Source organism: Anabaena subtropica FACHB-260, from assembly GCF_014697105.1.
In the GTDB taxonomy this organism is placed as follows: domain Bacteria; phylum Cyanobacteriota; class Cyanobacteriia; order Cyanobacteriales; family Nostocaceae; genus Trichormus; species Trichormus subtropicus.
This window is the reverse complement of the sequence record NZ_JACJRF010000026.1, coordinates 26,052-46,835: the sequence shown is the minus strand read 5'-3', so window position 1 is coordinate 46,835 and position 20,784 is coordinate 26,052. Positions and strand designations below refer to the sequence as shown.

18 protein-coding genes are annotated in these 20,784 nt (G+C 40.1%); 5 read left to right on the top strand and 13 right to left on the bottom strand.

Annotated features, from left to right (window positions below):
• Positions 1 to 72 precede the first annotated feature (72 nt).
• On the top strand, positions 73 to 711 hold the full coding sequence (locus H6G18_RS15490) for a hypothetical protein (RefSeq protein WP_190407992.1): 639 nt from the start codon (positions 73 to 75) through the stop codon (positions 709 to 711).
• A gap of 65 nt (positions 712 to 776) precedes the next feature.
• Here the strand turns inward: H6G18_RS15490 and H6G18_RS15485 are convergent, their stop codons facing one another.
• On the bottom strand, positions 777 to 1,745 hold the full coding sequence (locus tag H6G18_RS15485) for a CHAD domain-containing protein (protein WP_190408022.1): 969 nt from the start codon (positions 1,743 to 1,745) through the stop codon (positions 777 to 779).
• A 364-nt stretch (positions 1,746 to 2,109) separates the two neighbouring features.
• On the opposite strand from H6G18_RS15485, the gene H6G18_RS15480 reads away from it, so the two are divergent.
• On the top strand, positions 2,110 to 3,177 hold the full coding sequence (locus tag H6G18_RS15480) for a DUF3616 domain-containing protein (protein ID WP_190407991.1): 1,068 nt from the start codon (positions 2,110 to 2,112) through the stop codon (positions 3,175 to 3,177).
• Here H6G18_RS15480 and H6G18_RS15475 read toward each other — a convergent pair.
• Positions 3,174 to 3,578, bottom strand: coding sequence for an NIL domain-containing protein (locus tag H6G18_RS15475; RefSeq protein ID WP_010994745.1), 405 nt, complete (start codon positions 3,576 to 3,578; stop codon positions 3,174 to 3,176). The two genes, H6G18_RS15480 and H6G18_RS15475, sit on opposite strands and share 4 nt — an antisense overlap.
• 144 nt (positions 3,579 to 3,722) lie before the next feature.
• Between H6G18_RS15475 and H6G18_RS15470 the strand changes: the two genes are divergently transcribed.
• On the top strand, positions 3,723 to 4,301 hold the full coding sequence (locus tag H6G18_RS15470) for a thioredoxin family protein (protein WP_190407990.1): 579 nt from the start codon (positions 3,723 to 3,725) through the stop codon (positions 4,299 to 4,301).
• Between the two features lie 262 nt (positions 4,302 to 4,563).
• Here H6G18_RS15470 and H6G18_RS15465 read toward each other — a convergent pair whose 3' ends face one another.
• Together H6G18_RS15465 and H6G18_RS15460 are read right to left on the bottom strand one after the other, a co-directional pair.
• A complete protein-coding gene (locus H6G18_RS15465; RefSeq protein WP_190407989.1) occupies positions 4,564 to 5,418 on the bottom strand; it encodes a cyanophycinase in 855 nt (284 codons plus the stop codon).
• A gap of 310 nt (positions 5,419 to 5,728) precedes the next feature.
• Positions 5,729 to 5,932, bottom strand: coding sequence for a hypothetical protein (locus H6G18_RS15460; protein ID WP_190407988.1), 204 nt, complete (start codon positions 5,930 to 5,932; stop codon positions 5,729 to 5,731).
• A gap of 312 nt (positions 5,933 to 6,244) precedes the next feature.
• Here H6G18_RS15460 and H6G18_RS15455 point away from each other — a divergent pair, with 312 nt between their 5' ends.
• Complete coding sequence (locus H6G18_RS15455; protein WP_190407987.1) at positions 6,245 to 8,155, top strand: ATP-binding protein; 1,911 nt, start codon at positions 6,245 to 6,247, stop codon at positions 8,153 to 8,155.
• Between the two features lie 172 nt (positions 8,156 to 8,327).
• Here the strand turns inward: H6G18_RS15455 and H6G18_RS15450 are convergent, their stop codons facing one another.
• A complete protein-coding gene (locus H6G18_RS15450) occupies positions 8,328 to 9,371 on the bottom strand; it encodes a 3-deoxy-7-phosphoheptulonate synthase (RefSeq protein ID WP_190407986.1) in 1,044 nt (347 codons plus the stop codon).
• A gap of 282 nt (positions 9,372 to 9,653) precedes the next feature.
• Positions 9,654 to 10,142: a hypothetical protein gene (locus H6G18_RS15445; protein WP_190407985.1), complete on the bottom strand. Its 489-nt coding sequence runs from the start codon at positions 10,140 to 10,142 to the stop codon at positions 9,654 to 9,656.
• Between the two features lie 164 nt (positions 10,143 to 10,306).
• Between H6G18_RS15445 and H6G18_RS15440 the strand changes: the two genes are divergently transcribed.
• On the top strand, positions 10,307 to 12,202 hold the full coding sequence (locus H6G18_RS15440) for a serine/threonine protein kinase (protein ID WP_190407984.1): 1,896 nt from the start codon (positions 10,307 to 10,309) through the stop codon (positions 12,200 to 12,202).
• 105 nt (positions 12,203 to 12,307) lie between these two features.
• Here the strand turns inward: H6G18_RS15440 and H6G18_RS15435 are convergent, their stop codons facing one another.
• The 7 genes from H6G18_RS15435 to H6G18_RS15405 all read right to left on the bottom strand — a co-directional run bounded on the left by H6G18_RS15435 (position 12,308) and on the right by H6G18_RS15405 (position 20,762).
• On the bottom strand, positions 12,308 to 12,952 hold the full coding sequence (locus H6G18_RS15435; protein WP_190407983.1) for a heterocyst differentiation related protein: 645 nt from the start codon (positions 12,950 to 12,952) through the stop codon (positions 12,308 to 12,310).
• A 333-nt stretch (positions 12,953 to 13,285) separates the two neighbouring features.
• The gene (trpA, locus tag H6G18_RS15430) at positions 13,286 to 14,086 is read right to left on the bottom strand and encodes a tryptophan synthase subunit alpha (protein ID WP_190407982.1); all 801 of its coding nucleotides are present in this window, start codon (positions 14,084 to 14,086) and stop codon (positions 13,286 to 13,288) included.
• A gap of 96 nt (positions 14,087 to 14,182) precedes the next feature.
• Positions 14,183 to 14,494, bottom strand: a complete 312-nt coding sequence (locus tag H6G18_RS15425) for a DUF3007 family protein (protein ID WP_190407981.1) — start codon at positions 14,492 to 14,494, stop codon at positions 14,183 to 14,185.
• A 25-nt stretch (positions 14,495 to 14,519) separates the two neighbouring features.
• Entirely contained in the window at positions 14,520 to 14,732 is a 213-nt protein-coding gene (ndhL, locus tag H6G18_RS15420; protein ID WP_011318871.1) for an NAD(P)H-quinone oxidoreductase subunit L, read from the bottom strand.
• Between the two features lie 804 nt (positions 14,733 to 15,536).
• Positions 15,537 to 16,919 (bottom strand): TniQ family protein, encoded by a 1,383-nt coding sequence (locus H6G18_RS15415; RefSeq protein WP_190407980.1) that lies wholly within the window; start codon positions 16,917 to 16,919, stop codon positions 15,537 to 15,539.
• On the bottom strand, positions 16,909 to 18,063 hold the full coding sequence (locus tag H6G18_RS15410) for an ATP-binding protein (RefSeq protein ID WP_190407979.1): 1,155 nt from the start codon (positions 18,061 to 18,063) through the stop codon (positions 16,909 to 16,911). Before H6G18_RS15410 ends, H6G18_RS15415 begins: the two co-directional genes overlap by 11 nt.
• 2 nt (positions 18,064 to 18,065) lie before the next feature.
• Positions 18,066 to 20,762 carry a TnsA endonuclease N-terminal domain-containing protein gene (locus H6G18_RS15405; protein ID WP_190407978.1) on the bottom strand — a complete coding sequence of 899 codons (2,697 nt, stop codon included), beginning with the start codon at positions 20,760 to 20,762 and terminating at the stop codon, positions 18,066 to 18,068.
• Positions 20,763 to 20,784 lie beyond the last annotated feature (22 nt).

The following is a 20,784-nucleotide window of genomic DNA, read 5'->3' as shown; positions in this document are numbered from 1 at the left end:
TCATCTACCTATTGATTGAGTGAAGGGAATCAAACACACTACCAACAACTCACATCAAAGGGAGACAAGATCATGAAAACGCAAACATTAATGAGCCTAGCCTGTTCTATTTCTCTTTTAGGCTCACTAGCATTACCAGCCACGGCCCAACTTCCCACTCAAACAAGCCAACAAGAAATAGCAAGTCCAGAAGTGAGCATTCCTCAAGATACAGCGATCGTTGTTTCATTTCCCGTACCCGTTACCCTAGATGTAGGGCAAAAAAAAGATTATCCCCTGACTATTCCTTTAGCAAGTGCCATTAAAGATGCTCAAGGTAACATCGTAGCGGCGGAAAATACACCTGTAACCATAGTTCTCCAACCAACCGATGGCGGTGCAAAAATTGTGGCACAGTCTTTGGTAATCAACGGCCGTATCGTTGCCATTAAAGCCTCTAGTCAAACAATCCCCGGTACTACCATTACCCATAAACGAGCTAATGACAAAGCGGTAGAGAATGGTTCTGTTTGGGGTCGGATTGGTGGTAGTACCCTGGGTTTTTTCAGCAACGGTGATCCAGATCAGTTTGACCGGGGAGCAATGTTAGGTAGTGCTGTAGGTTTACTCTCAGGTTTGCGTTCCGCAGAAAACACCCGTGTTGTACAAATTCCCCAAAGTAGTGTTTATGTTTTATCTCTGGAAGCCCCTATCATCTTGTCTTCACGCTAGTGTCATAGGAGCAGGGGGAGAAGATAACTAACTAATGACTAAATGACTATTGAATTGACCAGCATTTAAACGGGGTGGAGTATTGTTAAATGAAAGTTATGTCTATTTTCGGCTTTTAAGTATTGCTCTTGCAAAGGTTGCCATTGTTGCCACCACTGGTAGCGATTTTCTGCTAGTAAATTAGCAAGTGTTGGTAATTGATTGTGAATCTCTGACTTGAATACATCTACAAGCCACTCACCCATAACTACACTGTCTTGAATGTTACCTAAAATATCTTGGATACTTTTGACTTCTGTAATGTAGGCGGTGTATGACTCTCCATATAACTCAGCAAAGAGTTCCATTTGGTAACGCACGCGCTTGGCTTGTTTCCGTAAATTATGAATAGTTTCACCTTTAGTAGTCAATTGTTGTTCTATCTTTTGAGCTTTCCAGTCGGTGCGAATTTTAACCTCAGAATCTATAATATGGGTTCCAACTAACAACCCTGGATGCAGCAAGAAACTGCTTACTTCAGGTAACAGTAAATCTGGTAATACTTGCTTGATAGGTAGAGAAGCTAATGGTTGATAACTGGGTTTTTCTAACCATACTTCTAATGTGTGTTTTAAAGACTTATAAGATTCATCCTTCAATGTTTCTAGGGTTCTTTCTAGGGTATTGTCTCGTTGTTTAGCCAACGCATCAAAAGCTTTTTGCAAAGTTTTTTGCTCTTTCTCTGGTAAGTTTGGCTGATAAAGAGTCTCTAAGGTTTCTTTTAATACGTCTAAATCGCGGAGATTACCAAGACGGCGAGAAAGTTTACCAATATTTTTATCACTCGCTGGCTTCGACAAATTTAATGCTATGTCAAATCTACTAATAGCTGTTCGTAAACGACGCATCCCTACTCGCATTTGGTGTAATGCTTCTGGATCTTCATCTTTCTTAACAGCTTTTTCCCATTTCAGGGTTTTCTTGAAATGTTTTTGAATAGCTTCATAAGCGTAGTCTCCTAGAGTTTTTACTGTGGGTTCTGTAGCTAATTCCATCATTGATTGTAATTATTTACTTATTGAAACAGATTATTGAATGATAGCAAATCATAGGATTAGTGAAAAATTTATATCTATCTTTTGATATGTCTTTTTAAGAAAATTATTCCTTTGTAAGTATTATTATGCTCCTTTATAAATAAAAAGGTCTAGAGACTAGAAATGAGAAGTTAGAAAATACGGTTTTTTATTCACCTTTGTTGATAGAATTTATAAATTACTGGCTCAGACAAAATACCAGGCATATTTACTTAACTGAGCAAGAAATCCGTAAAATGTTCGAGTTTGCTTTTTGCGGAGTATAAAATCAGCCAATAAAATAACTACATTAACTTATTCTTAACCAGAAAAGCTTGATGACATGGTAAAATCACGCCTGCTCCAACAAATAACCTTGACATTTGCTGATAGTTTTCAAGAACATAGGGAAGATATTTCGGCGGTATTGCTTACTCAAGAGAAGCATTTATGGTTGGGGTCAGATGAAACTTCCACGATTGAGCGTTTATCTTTGGTGAATGGTGATAAATTTACTCATCACCAACAATTTCGGGTAGCGGAATTTATTGATTTACCAGCGCCAGAAGATGAAGAAATTGATATTGAAGGATTAGCTTTTGCGGATCATTACTTGTGGTTCGTCGGTTCTCATAGCTACAAGCGGAAAAATGTTAAACCAGACAAGACAGATCAAACAAACATTTCTCGATTAGCCAAAGTTACTTCAGAAGAGAATCGCTACATTTTGGGCAGAATTCCCCTTATAGATGGGCAATTATTTCAGTCTTCTCCTCATCCACAAAACTCAAGTAAGGAGTTAATAGCTGCAAAATTAGAGTTAACCAACCAAGGGAATTTGCTGATGTTAGCTTTAGCGGATGATCCGCATTTAGGGTTCTTTGTGAAAGCTGCAATCCCTGGTAAAGATAATGGTTTTGATATTGAAGGTTTAGCTGTTTATGAAAACAGGATTTTTCTAGGTTTGCGTGGCCCTGTGTTGCGCGGTTGGGCAATTATTTTGGAAATTGAGTTAGAAGATTCCCAGCCAGGTTTGATGAGACTACGCAACATCAGAGAAGAAGGAAAAAGCTACAAAAAGCATTTTATTTGGTTAAATGGGTTAGGAATCCGGGATTTGTGTCCTGCTGGTAAAGACTTGTTAATTTTAGCTGGCCCAACTATGGATTTAGACGGGCCAGTACAAGTTTATCGTTTAGAAAATAGTGTCAATTTACAAGAAAATATTCTTAATAGACCAAATTTAGTCCAAGAAATTCCCTATGGCGATCGCCATGATCATGCTGAAGGTATAACATTATTTGACGATGTATCGGGTGTACCTTCACTTTTGGTAGTTTATGACTCTCCAGCAAAAAATAGGTTAGTGGGGAATGATAGTGCGATCGCTGATGTGTTTCAATTAGGTTAGAGATTGGTGGAAATTGCTTGTACAGGACAGGTGGGAATACACTGTTCACAGACAATACAACGCGATCGCGTGAATGTTAATTTATATGTTTCTGGGTGCAGAGTCAGAGCTTCTGTAGGACAAACCCCAGTACACAAGCCACAGTGAACGCACACATCTTCATCAACGACAATTTCCCCTAGAGTTAGGGAAACATTAATATGACGCGATCGCATCCATTCAATAGCTGCATCTAACTGATCAATATCTCCCGACAATTCCACCACCAGTTTGCCAATTTGATTGGGTGCAACCTGAGCGCGGATAATATTAGCAGCCACATTGAACTCTTTCGCCAGTACATAAGTCACTGGCATTTGTATTGCACGTTTGGGAAAGGTAAGGGTAACTCTTTTTTTCACGGATTTGGCAGAAACTTCTCTCTCTGTTCTAGCGTAAAGTATTTGGTCAATAGTTCTCTTCTCCCCCTGCTATGCCACTTGCTTCTTCTCCTAGTCAGTTACACTAAAAATGAGATTACTTAATAAGATTTAATAAATTTTGTTATGACTACAAATTCACCTATCAAGCCAGAAACTAGTGCTGGAAAGCGGTTGAGAAACTTTTTGATTGCGATTGTAGCGATCGCTCTCACCGTTGCGTTAGTCTTGGGATTGCGGATAGAAACATCTGCTGTGTCTCTAAATAAATTATATGAAGCTTCTACACCTCTAGAAGTGGCTATCAGCAATGGTAAGCCTTCAATAGTTGAATTTTATGCTAACTGGTGTACTGTGTGCCAAAAAATGGCTCCAGATATTGCCGAACTGGAACAACAATATGCAGACAAGGTAAATTTTGTCATGCTCAATGTAGATAATACTAAGTGGTTGCCTGAGATGCTGAAATATCGGGTGGATGGTATTCCCCATTTTGTATTTTTAAATAAAGAAGGGGAAAGTTTAGCTCAGGCGATCGGCGATCAACCACATACAATTATGACAAGTAATTTAGAAGCCTTGGTGAGTGGTTCCGCTTTACCCTATGCTCAAGCTAATGGAGCAGTTTCTAAATTCTCTGCGCCAGTTGCACCTATCGGTAGTCAAGACGATCCTCGCAGTCATGGTAGTCAAGTAGTGAATTAAGATATCTGGCATTGCATAAATGCGGGATAATTTTCATAGTTTTGTGGGATGGACATCTTGCTACCCCACAAGCATCATCTCTTTCTAATACCAATTTAAAAAAAGAATGCTACAGATACATACGGACATACCCTTATTCTGTTTGGCTTTCCTAATTTTGAATTTTGAATTGGTATAAGTTGCGGGAGCGAAAAACACTCCCCCAAACTATGAAAGTACACTTCTTTTTCCCTTACACTCCTACACTCTTGTTTCTCAAGAATTAAACACTCGCAGAACCAACTGGTACAGAAGCATCCGCAGTAACACCATTGCTGAGAATAGGCTGGCGGGTGTTGAGGTCGAATTTGTAACCGTGTGGCAAAATGTGTAATTTTGCGCCACAAATTGCTAAGGCCTCATCCCTAAGGATTTGATCCATATTGTTGTATGTGGAATCTGATTCGTCCACAATTGTGACTGAGCCTTGACCAATGATTTCAATGTGGCTGTCAGTCACAACCATAGCCGTATTCTCATCAATGCCAAATCCCAATACTGCTGGTTCTCTAATCAACGCTGTCATTAAGCGTCCCAAGCGCCCACGTTCAGAAAAATGTTGGTCAATGACTACGCCAGGAAGAAAACCTAAGCCAGGCCCCATTTCTACAATCTCTAAACGAGGATTGGTTTGTGAGTCGCCTTCTACAATCATTTTATCGGGCATGACTGCCGCGCCGGCACTGGTACCACCAATAACTACACCTTCAGAACAGCGTTTGTGAATTGCTGCGTCAATTTCGGTGTCTTTGAGGATACTAGTAATCCGAGCTTGATCTCCACCTGTAAAGAATATACCTGTTGCTTTGGCGATCGCTTCCAATGCAGTCGATGAAGTCGCATCTTCACGAGTTTCTGTATCAACTATCCGAACATTCTCTGCACCCAAGCGCTCAAATACTCTAATGTAATTTTCACCTACATCCCTTGGCAATTCTGTCGCCGCCGTCATAATCACAATATGGGCTTTTGTACCGCCAGCGCGTCGCACGAACTCCCGCAATATTTGCGAATCACCATCTTTATCTTCTGCGCCACCAATAATTATTAACTGCCGTTTATTTCCACTTGTGGTCATAATATCTCCTAACATAAATTTATTTATGTAACATCAATAAAGCATGACATTTATATATATAAAATCGCCCAAGCGATAGATTAAAAGGAGTTAAAAAATAACTTAACTATTTCTGAGGAGATATTACTAATCAGCCAAATAAGTTATAAGTATATCTAAATTTAATTAGACTCTAGTGGCACTTTAAGTAGTAATGTCTGTAATAGGTAATCTATTCAGCCAATTACCTATTACTAAAGTAATTTATTTGCCTAAATTCTTTCAAAAAAAATTTAAAATTTAGAGCAAGTACATATTTAATGAAAAATTTTTAGTGAATCCGGTTTCTGTAGAGTAGGTTCATTAAAAAAAGCCGTGCTTGTTCTAATGGCAGATGTCTGGGTTTACCTTGGTAGACAATTTGATACTCTTCTACATCTGGCCCATCTCCGTGTCCAGAAATTAGTTTAAGGTGAAAAGCTTCTTCTGCAAGTTGTCTAACTTCATCTCTTAGATCAGCTTGTGTGCTATTCATATCTTTACTGTTTCCTGTAAGCATCCTTTCTTTTATATAAATTTTATAAACGTCTTACACCCTTCAAAGGGTATATTTTTGATTGCTAATGTATATATTTAGGTAAGTATCGACTTATATACTGATTCAAGTATTGACGTAATTATGCCTTAGGATAGTTGAAAACGCTTATGAGTAAAGTTAAAGTTAAAAAAAACAATTGTAAATTTAAAATAGCCAAAATTATCATATAAATTAATCTAAACTTGTTAAAGTTGTTTATTTGAAATTAAACGTTAAATTTAAAGGTGTTTAGCCAGAGGTTTAGCATCAATGGTTCAGGAAACAAGCACCGATTTAGTCCGCATTAATGCCAGAAAGACAGATGTATTCGATCTCTTCAACTGTCGATATTATGTTGGCTCTAATCCTTATCTAGATACGGGGGCGCTAGTATTTGACTTTGCTTTTGTGGAAGATAAAGATCCTTTGCCTATAGAAGATTATATTGCCAGAGTAGGCGATCGCTATCCTCATCTACGGGAGCAAAACTATGAATCTTATGCCCATTTATTTGCCCAAACTGTCTCAGAAGTCGGCAAGTTAGACATGAATTTACACTTCAATCGTTGGAGTGTAAAACCATACAGTAAATATACAAGAATTGCCGTTCAATCACTGCACGAGCGCACAATTAAATCAGTAGTTTACCTAGTTTGGGACTGGTTTGAAGCCATTAACCAAGATGATGACTTTTTTTGGGATGACCAGCTAATTACATTACAAAATAGGTTCCGCCAATCTGTTTACGGCGGCCCCACAGTTTACGCCTTATTGCGAACAGCCTACGAAAAAGGTATTCCCACCTTTTATCTGTGGGACGAAGGATTAATGCAGTACGGCTGGGGAAAAAAACATATCCGGGGTGTAGCCACAACCTTTAACTGCGACAGCCATATCGATTCTGACTTTACCACTCGTAAAGATGACTGCAAAGCATTTCTGCATACTTTAGGTTTTCCAGTACCAACTGGTGAAATTGTCTATTCAGAAAAAGAAGCTAGACAAGTAGCCAAAAAAATTGGCTATCCCGTAGCAGTGAAGCCAGTGGTGGGTCACAAAGGAATTGGTGTTACCGCAGATGTGCAAGATATAGAGGAACTTGAGGTTGCTTATGATAGAGCATTAGCAGCGATTCCCGACAACGAACCCAACCGAATAATTGTAGAAAAAAGCATCTCAGGCAAAGATTTTCGCTTGTTGTGTGTTAATGGTCGATTTATCGCTGCCACAGAACGCCATCCCGCATCAGTAGTTGGTGATGGGAACTCAACAATTTGGGAATTAATTCAGCAAGAGAACCGCAAAGCAGCGCGTTTAGATACTCCAACTTCACCGATGAGTAAGATTATTGTCGATGACGCAATGGAACACTACCTAGAAGAACAGCGTTTGTCTTTAAAAACAGTCCTTGATAAAGGAGAAACTGTTCACTTACGGAAAGTTGCCAATCTCTCAGTCGGAGGAATGAGTATTAATGCCACCCACACAATTCATGATGACAATATCATCTTGGCACAAGATATCGCCCAATATTTCCGTCTGACTTGTCTGGGGATTGATGTCATCACCGAAAGTCTGTCCGAATCTTGGAAAGCGAGTAACTTTGCCATTATAGAAATCAACGCTGCACCAGGTGTGATGATGCACCTCAACCCAGCTGTTGGTGACAGTGTTGACGTTCCTTCTCATGTCTTAGAAACCTTTTTTGAGTCTGGTTTAGATGCCAGAATACCGATTATCACCTTTAATAAAATCTCCATTCAGGAACTGCAAACCACAATAGACCACATTCTGGTACAACATCCTGACTGGACAATAGGCGCAGTTTGTCATGATGCCGTTTTTGTCAATCGTTCGCAAAAGGTATTACGCGAAGACTACAATAGCAACATTCAAAGTTTGCTCCGTAATCCCAAACTCGATTTATTAATTGCTGAATATCCAGAAGATACCCTAGAAGAAGACGGAATGTTTTATCAAGGAAGTAATTTGGTAGTTCTGGATAATCCCAGCGAAATAGAAATGATGTTGGCGCGGGATGTGTTCGATGGTTCTACTGTCGTCATTAAAAAAGGAAACGACATTTCCATTCGTCGCAAAGGGTTAATAGAAGACTACACATTAGGCGAAGATGAACCATTTACAAGGGTTTATCTCAAAGAAATCGGTACGGTTTTGTAAAAACAGTTGTAGAGATGTTGCATTGCAACATCTCTACAAATTTCCATCAAACGGCTTATGTAAGTTGAAAGCGGAAATAACACAGTCTCGTTCATAAGACTAAAGTTTACGATGCAAGCTAAGTCCGAGACCTTTGATATTGCTTGAGAAATTTTAATTCACATCAAGCGTATCAATTAAGTTTTTCGTAAGCAGCCAAGATAACTTTTTCCGTTTCCTCCCAACCAATACAAGGGTCAGTTACAGAAACTCCATATTTTAATTCTTCCCGTTGACAGTTAATTGGTTGATTACCTTCATATAAATTCGATTCCAGCATCATCCCCACAATTGAGGTATTACCATCAACAATTTGTTGCACAACTTTTTCTAAAACATTAGATTGTAACTTGTAATTTTTATTAGTATTACCATGACTACAATCGATGACAATTCTAGGCGTTAGTTTAGATTCTTTTAATTTTTCCTCAACTTGTTTGACATTTTCTGCATCAAAATTAGGTTGATTTCCACCACGTAAAATCACATGACCATAGGCGTTACCTTTAGTTTCAAATACACTCACCTGTCCCTCAGGGTTAATGCCCAAAAAATTATGAGGCGTTCTGGCGGAATGTAAAGCATTTAAGGCTACTTGGATATTACCATCAGTACCATTTTTAAAACCTACGGGCATGGACAGACCACTAGCCATTTCCCGGTGAGTTTGGGATTCTGTAGTGCGTGCGCCGATCGCTGCCCATGTAATTAACTCACCAATATATTGAGGTACTATAGGATCTAAGGCTTCTGTCGCCGTGGGTAGCCCTAACTCTGTAAGTTTTATCAGTAAATCTCTGGCAAGCAATAAGCCATTTTCTACACGAAAAGAATCATCCATTTCTGGATCATTAATCAATCCTTTCCAGCCTACCGTTGTGCGGGGTTTTTCAAAATAAACCCGCATGATTAAGAGTAACTTATCTTGGACGCGATCGCCCAATTTTTTTAATTTCTGGGCATACTCTAATGCAGCATTAGGATCATGTATCGAACAAGGCCCAACTACTATAAATTTTCGTCTATCTTGAAAATCTAAAATTTTCTCTATTTCATATCTAAACTGTAAAACAGTTTTTTCCGCAGTTTCTGTTAAAGGCAATTTAGCTTTTACTTCGTTTGGAGTTAATAGAACGTGATAATTTTCAATATTTGCGTTAGTTAATTTATTGTGCATGGAGGAGTTCTCTAGATTGTCAGAATTTTATTTTGGGGTATTGAGTATACATATTGTAAATGAAATGTACAACACCAATTCATTAGTCCTACTAGTAAAGTCAAAAATACTAGACATAAGGGACTTCCAGATAAAAAAATACCCAAAATGTAGGGTGCATCAGTATGAATAATTTCTTGGTACAGCTAGGTTTTCTCACACTGACGCACCCTACTAACCGTCAATTTGGCATAATTTATTTTTTGCTGTTCCACCCAGCGTAGCTAATCGCTCTCAATTTCTTCAACCTTCTGGTAAACTAGCAAACACCTGTTCAACTAACTCCTTCGTCTTTACTTCCAACAGTTGCCAATCAACCTCACCTGATTCATCAATTAAACTAGTATCAATATCAACCGCCTCACCCTCAGGACTGTAATTAATAAAACAAACCTGATAACACAGTTCCCACAAATCAATACTGACACTGTGGTCTTGACGTTGCAAACATAAATGATATCCTGGGTGGGGCATTGGCAATTTAGCCAAAGTCTCTCTGATGGCATCTGCCTGTTCTAAGGTTGCAGATTCCATTTCTTGCAACAACTGTGTCACCAAAGTTTTTGTCTCATCAGTGGTGTGAGACGGCCAAATCAGTACATCTTGGTAAGTTCCTTTCCAAGCAGATTCATCTAGCTGCTTGCGGAGATTATCGACAACGCGAATAAAAGCCGGTTGCATGAGGAGTTCCGCCTGCTGCCATGTATCTTGGTTTGTTATTCTGGGTGGCATTGGTAATTAACAAAGGCACTAAAAGAAAAATTTACAGTCTTGTTTATTAAAAAGATTGCTTATTTAGTCCAAATCTTTTATCAAGATAGCGGATTTCATGTAAAAAAAATTGGAGATATTTATTACCATCGGCAGAATCTAGGTAATAACTCTGGGGAGGGAATATGATTGGCAAGCTACTAGATCATCGATACCAAGTAATTAGAGTCCTGGCAATAGGGGGATTTGGTCAAACTTACATTGCTCAGGATACCAGACGGCCAGGCAACCCCACCTGTGTTGTCAAGCACCTCAAGCCTGCCAGTTCTGACCCCAGAGTATTTGAGACAGCTAAACGCCTGTTCAACAGTGAAGCCGAAACTTTAGAAAATCTGGGTCATCATGACCAGATACCCAGGTTATTGGCTTATTTTGACGAAAATCAAGAATTTTATTTAGTACAAGAGTTTATTGACGGACACACCCTCACAGAAGAACTGATTCTTGGTAATCGTTGGAGTGAAAGCCAAGTTATTCACTTATTACAAGAAGTGTTGGGTATTTTGGAATTTGTCCATCATCAACGGGTGATTCACCGCGATATCAAGCCAGATAACATCATTCGCCGCACCGCCGACAATAAATTAGTTTTAGTCGATTTTGGGGCTGTCAAACAATTGCGTACCCAAATGGTGACAGTTGGCGGACAACCTACAGCTACAGTGGCTATTGGCACTCCTGGCTATATGCCTACAGAACAAGGTCAAGGTAAACCCCGTCCTAACAGTGATATTTATGCTTTGGGTATCATCGCTATTCAAGCTTTGACAGGTATATCACCAACACAGTTACAAGAAGATCCCCAAACAGGAGAACTCATTTGGCGGCATTTAGTGAATGTGAGTGATGGATTGGCAGTAGTATTAAATAAAATGGTGCGCTATCACTTTAAAGACCGTTACCAAACTGCCACGGAAGCATTACAAGCTTTACAAAATGCCATTAATCCTGTAGAAATAGCTGTATCATCCACATCGCCAAAATCTCTCAATCATTCCCACTATCAACTAACTAAACCATCATCACCTGTATCCCGCCAACAAACTGTAGCCGTTGCACCAGTCAACCAAGTCGTTTCCCAACCAGTACATAAAGATTCCCACAAACCCGACCCATTACCCCTGTTAATCGGGATTGTACTGGCCGGTGGTGCTGCGGCGTTGGTTGCAAACATCTATCCTGATGTGAAAAATTTAGCGGCTAATGTGTTGAGTAATAATTCAACAGCAAATAAATGCTTGGCTACAGTAGCTAGTAACTCGAATATCCGTTCTGAACCTAGTTCGATTAACACTGACACTGTTTTGCAAACAATTGGTGTTAACACTAACTTTGAGGCGACGGGTAAGCGGACAAAACGAGGTTGGGTAGAAATAAAACTTAATTCTGGACGTTTAGCTTGGGCGCATTCTGATGTGATTGTGAATAACCCACAATGGACTTCTTGTCTACGTGATCAAGGTACTGCAATCAAAATAATAGATGATAGTACTCTAATTGCGGCAAGACCAGTACCCAAACTCAAACCAAAATCGGATACTTTCATTAATCCAGAACCAGAAAATTCCCCAAAACCAGTACAGCCGCAGGAAAATTCCCCTAAAATTGTGGAACAAGCTAGAAGGAAGTATGAGTCAGGGGATTTAGTAGGGGCGATCGCTATGCTAAGGTCAATACCAGGAAATGCTTCTGCTGGCATTAGAGAAACGACAGCCATCATCAACCAATGGCAGCAAGATTGGCAAAAAGCCGATGCTCTTTTTAATGACATCAACAAAGCATTGGAAGACGGTCAATGGGATACAGTTTTAGAATACAAAAACAATCCCGAAAAGTTACCTAATATTAAATACTGGCGAGATAAATTAGACCCAGTGTTTAAACAAGCCGCCGAAAATGTAGCAAAACAAGCACTCCCCAAGACAGACAATCAAGGGGAGCAAAATATTTTTCCAGAGGAAATACCTGATATTAAGGAAGAATCTACACAAGAAACTCCCAGTTCAGAGGTTGAAGACTAGGGACTAAAGACTAGAGGCTAGCAAAACTCTTGCATTGTTAAAAGCGATTATGAGTGAGACAAAAATTTTTGTCTCGTTTTTAACCTCTAACCTCTAGTCCTCAAACTATCTCATTTCGTCGTATTCGTGGGCTTCCACTCGTCTTGTTTCCATCCCTGGTGGCAAGAATTCAGCCCGACGCACGGGAACCAAAGGTTGTGTATTCCCTTGGTATGGGTGAATAACTTGTACTGTACGGGTGGGGCGTGAACGTGGCGAGAATAAAGATAGTACACCAGCCACTACAACACCACCGCCAATGGTGAGGGTTGCGCCTCCGGCTGCCCAAACGATTGGTGAAGACCACCAAGTGCTTTGAGGTGGTAACGCAGCAGATGCTACCCTTTGAGTATTTTGTTGGGCTAACTGCATCTGTTGGTTGTTGTTCCAGTTTTGGAATTGGAACTGGAGTTGCTGATTTTGCGCTCTTAGTTGTTCATTGTCACTTTTCAAGCGCTCAAAATCCATTTTCAAGCGTTCTAATTCTACACTTTGAACAGGATTAGGCGCGGGTGGTTGCGGGTTATTATATGGTACTTGCCCGTAAGGTGAATATTGCGGCGGCATCCCTTGAGGAGCAACTATAGTAGCTGGCATTTGTGGGCTAATACCAAAGTTAGGCTGTAAGGAATTACTTGTCCCTCTGAGCATTAAGAGAGCCGCCAGTCCAGCTACGGCGACACCGCCGATAAATGCCATACTTTCACTCATCGCCTTCACCCCTCATCTGCGATGTAATTTTCATAACTTTTAACTGACCTACTCTCACACTCATAATCTTTATAGCCTACTTAATTCACATAATACCCAAAATATAAGCTGTTGTGTCAGCTAGCACCGCTACGCGAACCTCAAAATTTAAAAAGCTTGTATGGCAAGCTTTTCCATAATGTTGAATGTAATTTTATTGACGCTGCGCTGTACTAGTTTTTTTACCACCTAGAATGTCTTGTTAATATTCAAGACCATAAATGTTGAATTGTCCACCAAATAGGAGTAAAAAAACTACACTGTTATACTTTTTAATCTACTTTATCTTAATCATCAAGATGTTTTGATGGCTGCTTTGAGACTGTGGCAAAATTGCGCGATCGCACTGAGTCCCTGTTCTGGTGTTCCTTCGGCTAAAAGTTGCACAAAGGCGCTTCCAACAATAGCCCCGTCGGCTCCCCACTCTTTTACCTGAGTGGCTTGTGCGGGCTGAGAAATGCCAAAACCCACAGCAATTGGCTTATCTGTAACATGGCGAATTTGTTGTAACAAATCAGATACACGGCTTTCAACTTGCGATCGCACCCCTGTAACACCTGTAACGCTGACCAAATAGATAAACCCTTGAGAAGAACGAGCGATCGCTTCTATTCTCTCAGATGAACTTGTAGGTGCAATCAACAGGATTAAATCAATCCCCCTTTCACTGGCTGGTTTCAGTAGTCCTGCGGCTTCTTCTAGGGGTAAATCAGGCACTACCAATCCCGCGACACCAGCAGCCGCAATTTGCTCAAGAAACTTGTCAATTCCTCGGTGCAGAATGGAGTTGTAATAAATTAATAAGATAACTGGCGCTTGTAAACTGGGCGTAGTGGCTTTTAACATTTCCAGCACACTTTCCAGTTTTGTGCCATTTTGTAAAGCCCGAGTAGCGGCTGCTTGAATTACTGGCCCATCGGCTAGAGGATCAGAGTAAGGAATGCCCAATTCAATTATGTCAGCGCCATTGCCATCTAAAATCTTTAATGCGGCGGCTGTGGTTTCTAAATTAGGATCACCAGCAGTAATAAATGGAATCAGCGCACATTCATGATTCCGTCTGAGAATTTCAAAGCGATCGGAAATGGCGGTCATTAGTCATTAGTCATTAGTCATTGGTCAAGAGTCAATAGTCAATAGTCTTTATCTTTTGACAATGGACTCTTGACTCTTGACTCCTAAATGATCACTTTACACCTGAGTTTGCCTTTCTTGCTCAATCTCAGCTTGAATTTTTGCTAATTCTTCGGGAGAAAGTTCGTCTAAGCGTTTCTGGAAATAGGCTTGTTCGTAATCTTCCCGTTGTTGATGGTAGGTCATATTTTTTCCCACCGCACGCAAGGCATAGGTGGCTAACCAGCCAATCAATCCAACTACTAGTAGGACTTGGCTCCAAATACCAGCTTGTTGACCATCTAAGCCGAATAGCTGGAATCCTAGATATGCCAAGCCACCGACAATGAAAATGCCAATGCCAATTCCAATAGCGTCAATACGTCGCATGAGAGTTATGACCTACCAATTGTAATTAAACTTCAATTTTTCGTGGACGGGGGCGCAGGTTCACAAATGGCGATAAAACCAAAAGCCCAGGAAAGAACAAGAACACCAGAAAATACATAAAGGTGCGCTCAACAGAGCTAACCACATACCAGCGCTGCTTTAAGTAAAACATTAAAGCAACGGGAACAACTAACAAGTAGGCTCCGGCTAAAGCCAGATATAGCAGGGGTACAATCATAAATCCTTTCTTTGAGTCGATCAGATCAATTGGTGCATCTATTTTCCATCATAGGCTGAACTGAAAGCCGGAAGAAACCATAATTATCGGGTTTTTAAATGAGTCCAGCAAAAATTAAGAAATTTTGCTGATCAAAATCATAAAATAATGCTACAATGGCAAAGCCAGTAAAAAATCAGCGTTCTTGTTAAGCAAGATTAAAAATGCTAAACCTAGTTGATTATGAAGCAGAAAATGCAACTCACAGCTAGAAAAAGCTAATTTCCCAGGGGAGATAAAAATTTTTCAATCTGGTTGGACAAAAGACGCAATTAATGCTGGAATATATGAGGAGGTATTTGCTGCCTCCAAAAAATAACAAGCTCCCAACATAATGGGGGGGTGTGGCGGAATGGTAGACGCTACGGACTTAAATAATTGAGCCTTAAAGAAGAAATTCTTTAAGTGGATGCTCTCAAACTCAGGGAAACCTAAATCTATTAATAGACAAGGCAATCCTGAGCCAAGCCCTAAAATTTTTAGATTTTCGATTTGCGAGGAAATCCAAAATATAGGGAAGGTGCAGAGACTCGACGGGAGCTACCCTAACGTCAAGACGAGGGTAAAGAGAGAGTCCAATTCTCAAAGCCAATAGGCAGTAGCGAAAGCTGCGAGAGAATGAAAATCCGTTGACCTTAAACGGTCGTGTGGGTTCAAGTCCCTCCACCCCCATCAATCAAATAAAAACTTTTACCAGCTAGTTGTGACTTTACCCATAACTTTGCCGCAACGGCAAGCTTATGCTTCCAATGAAGGGCGGCAAAGTTATGGTTCCAAACCAATTTCTTTTCTCGCTGTTCTTAAAGCAGCGCGAACTTCTCTGTCACGAAAACATCCTGGTTTAGCCAATAGCCTTGAAATAGCTGCCTCACTAGGATAAATACCTTCAGTGTGAACTTGCCTAACAGCTTGTTTTACCTCCTCGCAACAGTATTCAATTCGTTTGATGCGAGATTCTTTCATATAATTAACGTACTTGGCTGAAATCGCTCGACATAGCTCTGGGAAATGCCTGTAAAGGACTCGCTTAGGATACCCAAGACTTTTCGCTACTGCTGTCATAGGTAGCGGTTGTTCATTCGTTTGAAGCACATTTTCAAGTAAATGTTGAGTGCGACGAAGATCGAATTTTACTTCCAGTTTGTTGGCGCTGCTATCTAACACCTGCTTTTGAGGGATACTAGGACAGTGCTGAGAGTTTACCTTAACAGTCTCTTGAGTCAAAAAATCCAGCACAGATACCTGAAGCGTAAAACATATTTTCAATATTACATTCAGTTCTGGTAGGACTTTCCCCATCTGCCACATCCAAACCTTGTTTTTGGGAATTTTGAGCATACGAGCAAAAGCGGATGTATTTCCTTCAGAAAATTGCTGTACGTATCTACAAAATGCTTGAGCAACTATTTCCCTTGACAATGGTTGTGATAAGCGAGGGCTAGTAGCGAGTAATTCTCCAAGAGTTTTGATAACCCATGTTTGCCATATCATTTCTTCCTTGCTCGCTTGGGTCTTATCAGTAGTCGGGTAATTAACAGTCATACCAAGCCATTCTAAGCAATACGGGCAATAACCTGGTCTGGAATATGAAGCAAGTGGGGGAACATCTCGTTGACAGTAAGGGCATTGCTGACATAAAAACTTATTGTGGCAATGACAAGCTGTAACTGCCTCAAAAAACCAGATCAAGGGTTCATAAATTACTTTATTTTTTGTGGAATACCACTCTTCATAACAGTAGGGACACCAAGCTCGTTTAGAACGAAGCAACTTCCTTTGAGGAAAGATATCAGCCCATGTTAGTAGAGTGAGGAAACGCAAATCACTATGTAGAGTCAATGACTCTAGGACTGTGACCAAATCAAATGCCATTGTACCTATTCCATTGACTGCTCCAGTCAAGCTTCGCATTTCAAAGAGATTTGTAGTTTTGTAAGTCTTGGGTATAAAAGATACAAGTTCTTTTGATATTAAAGCCTTTGGGGTTACACAATGAGCTTCTGCTAGTCGAGATATATAACCAGTTAAGCTTTCTACTAATGGAGTGCCAATACCAATAGGCTCTAATTGATACAAACGACTGCGAGATGGAATGGAAACCTTTTTTAAATCCCAATATTCGTATGTTGTTAATCCATTAGCTAACATCTTGCTGCACTCCAATGGGATCTCTTTTTGGTTTGCGTTTGCCAACTTTTTCTTGAGAGCGAATGATTTTTGGAGTTTCTTCTGGTAGCACAATTGGTTTTGCACTAAGTCCTAATGCAGAGCGTAAGTTTTGCACATCTGTTTCTGTTTCAGATAATTGTCGTTCACCTTCTTGAATTTCCTTGAACATTCTCTGACATTGAGCAACTGACCACGCACGTTTTTGTAAGTCTTTAATGGTGATAGTTGTGGCTTCTCGATCCAAAGCATCTTTAAGAACGCGCGTCAGCCAATTTTTCAGTATGCCAACACATCCTAAAGTACGCTCATAAAAATATTCCCAATGACTAACTAAATCTGGAGTTTCTGCTAGTGGTATATGCTGTTGGAAAGTTAACAGCACACTTTTAAAAGCCTGTACATCCTCTGCATTGTCAGCACAATAACGGCGAAAATGAATATCAACGCTACGACGTGAGAGTTGACCGCTTAAATTACGGAATGTCAGTAATTCGTATGTGCCTAACAGACAATGCAAGATGCCTGTCATATTTGCTACAGATTTAAGACAGTCTAGCTGATCTTGCAGTTTGTTTCCGCTTGCCATTTTCCCAAAATGTTGCGCTTCATCTATGAAAAACACATCTGGATGACGATAACTGAGAGCGTTTTCTAAAGCCCTACGTAGAGCAGGTGCAACCACCTTTGACTCAACGTTAATTTTTCCAAAGATATCACGATAGATACCTCGTACACCATAATTAAACTTGTGATCAATTAGTGGTTCTTCTAAAGCTATTAATGCGCGTGTGTAGTAATCTTTCCAGTTAAAGTTTCTGGATTCAGGAGCTACAGCCTCAACTCCAACAACAGGAACATAACCGCGATCGCTTTCCAACTTAGGTAATGCTAACTCTGTTAATTTCTGTTCAACTCGCAGTCTCAAAGTTGTTTTACCGATACCGCTAGGGCCATAGACAAAGATAAATGATGCACCTGCGGGTTCGGCAATTGTCCGCATTAAAGTTTCATATACTTCTTTGAGTCTGGGATGTGCTACCGTGTAATTCTCAAAGTAAGCAAGCCTTTCTGTAGCTGGTTGTTGGAGGAGTTTGAGAGGGAATCCATTATTATGTATTGTCATAACTAAAACTCCTCGTAAACTACAAGTTTTTCTGGAGCATTTACTTCATCTTCAGCCACTAGATTATTAATATCCCTAGAAGGAATTGGAATAACTTTTGGTTGTTCATTGCTGCTGAAATTAGCTTTGCCACCTTCAATTACCCTGAAGACTTCTTTTGCTTCTGCATCATAAGAACGCTGTTCTAATAGGGTCTCTTGGGCTTCTACCGAAGCTAAAAATTCAGCCAGATTCTTGGCGGAAACTTTTGATTGTCGTGCATGATTTGAGTAGCGTTTGCGTAACTCGGAACTAGCTAACTTCAGTTCTTTTTCTGAACGACCTTGAAATTCTGCATAATATTGAGAAATGCACTGTACCCATTGCCCTCTAACAAAGGCGTAAGCGATACCGATATCAAATGGGTCGTATCTTACCTGGACGTAGGCATTTTCAATTTGTGGGTCACGAAAAATATTAGACCAGTAGTAGATTGAGTTAATTTTTACGCCGTTTCCACATTGAACTTTCGCCTTTGCCTGTGAAGTTGTGGGTAATGTCAGAATTTGAAAGTTTTCATCGTAAGGAATAATGCGATGAAGCCTACTACCGCTAATTGCTATACCAGCAGCAAAAGCATCCCTTGGACTCTGGAAAAGAGCGGGATGTTCATCTGTATCGTAAATTTCGTAGGCCCAAGCACATAGATATTCGTAAAGTAAACCCAGTGTCCATATAGCTTGATTTTTAGGGTTAACTGACTTGGTTACTTGGCGAACATTACGAGTGATCTGTGTATTACCAAGCAAGTTATAGACAAATTGAGTGTTAGAAGTACCAAACAGACGTTCGCATACAGAACCAAACCTCCCTTTGGCTGGAGGTCGATTTTTTTTCGTACATTCAAAGGTTGCTAAAAGCGTTTCAAAATAAACGCTATGAAATTCCGCACCGTTATCTACCAGAATTATCTGTGGTAAACGGTTGTGGCGTTGAACACACAATCGTAATGCCATTAAGCAAGAACGATATGAAGGTGAGTCAAAGGTTAAATAAACAGCTAAGAATCTTCTGGAATAGGCATCTATCAAGAAAGTTGCCCAAGGTCTTCCCAATGAACGACCAGTACGGGAACAGACTAATTCAACATCTAATTCTGTATGGTCAATATGAGCAATTTCAAATGGGCGATCGCCATGTCTAGGTGTTGTTCTGCTCAGTTCCCAATAAAAAGTTTCATGCTTGTATGCAGCCCGACGACCTTGGCGTTTTTTGATTTGTTCGTAGCCAGAACGTTTTTTGATTTCTTTTGTAAATGCTTTATAGCTTGGAGCGATGACAAATTGTTGTTCGCAAACCCGAACTAAAGCACCATATACCTCCCACATTTTCTTTTGTTTGAGAGTTTCATAGTCTTCAAGGATAAATTTTTCCATCAGCACCAAAGTTTCTTCTGGCAGTTTTCGAGTACGGTTGCCTTTAGCACTCCGATGCGAGAGAAGCCCTATATAACCACAACCGTACTGCTGTTGTGCCGCTAAATACTTCGATTTCCAATGGCGAATAGTTCTTTCTGAGACTGTTTCGTTTTCGGGTGGATTTTCATTTAAGTATGGCTCAATAGCTTTGTAGCGGCGAAGGGCTTCTATCTGATCTTCAGGGCTTGCTTGATAAAATTGCTCCCAAGACTCTGCTTTTATATCTGGTATTTCAACTTTTTGTAAGCTTTTTATTTTTCCTTGTTGAACCAGATTTAAAAATAAAGTCTTTTTCAGTTGAATTAACTGCTCCAGTTCGTCCTGTAAAGTAACTTCAGTGTCTCCAACATGAATAATATTTAAACCCTTGCCATCCCAAGATATTAATGTCCCAGGAGAAAGATTAATTGCAGAGAAACTTATGGGAGTTGATGAAGTTGTGTGTAGCATCAAACCATAGGCAGTAGCCGTCTGCTCATCAGCAAAAACACAAACTCGTTCTGGTTCAGCCAACGGTGCAACACTTAAATCAACATATAATTGCTCTGTGGCAATCAAAGCATAAACATCATCTGCACTAGCTTTTGTCCCATTATTTAGCAGATCAGCCAAGGAAATTCCTGGTGAGGCTGATACTAAATGCTGAACTTCGGCTTTAATTGCTGTTTCTACCTGAAGAGACTCGGCTCGAAAATAATCCTCCAAAAAAATTGTATTGCGCTGGATAACCCAGTTAATTTGAGTGTCTACACGTAAGTGGTAGTAAAGTCCAAGTTGTTGAGCATAATTTTCTCCAGGTGGAGTGCGCCACCTACCTTCAGAATCACAAAAATAGCGGTTTGGGTTTTTCTGGGCTAATTTTTTTAACTCCTCCTCAGTTTTGCACTCCTCCCAACCAGCACAATTACTCCTAATTACAAAAAAGTCTGGTGTATGCAAAACTCCAAGATTCCGCCCATTTTTACCTTGATAATCCAATTTAATGGGTAATGGTTGATCGTAAAACTCTAAAACTTCCTCATCATGCTCAAATTCGTAAATAGTAGGAAGTTCAACACGGTGGGACTCGAATTGAATGGTAACTCCCATTTTTCGGCTAGGATAGCGTCCAGAAACGTTTTTTCGTCCACCTCCTACACGACGGGATGGTTCTGATGAGCGGATTTTTTCAATTAAATTTTGAGTTTGTTGAGAGACATTAAGGTGACAACACCAAGCATCAAATTCTGCTTTTGACAGCATGAATACCTCATAGTAATTAATG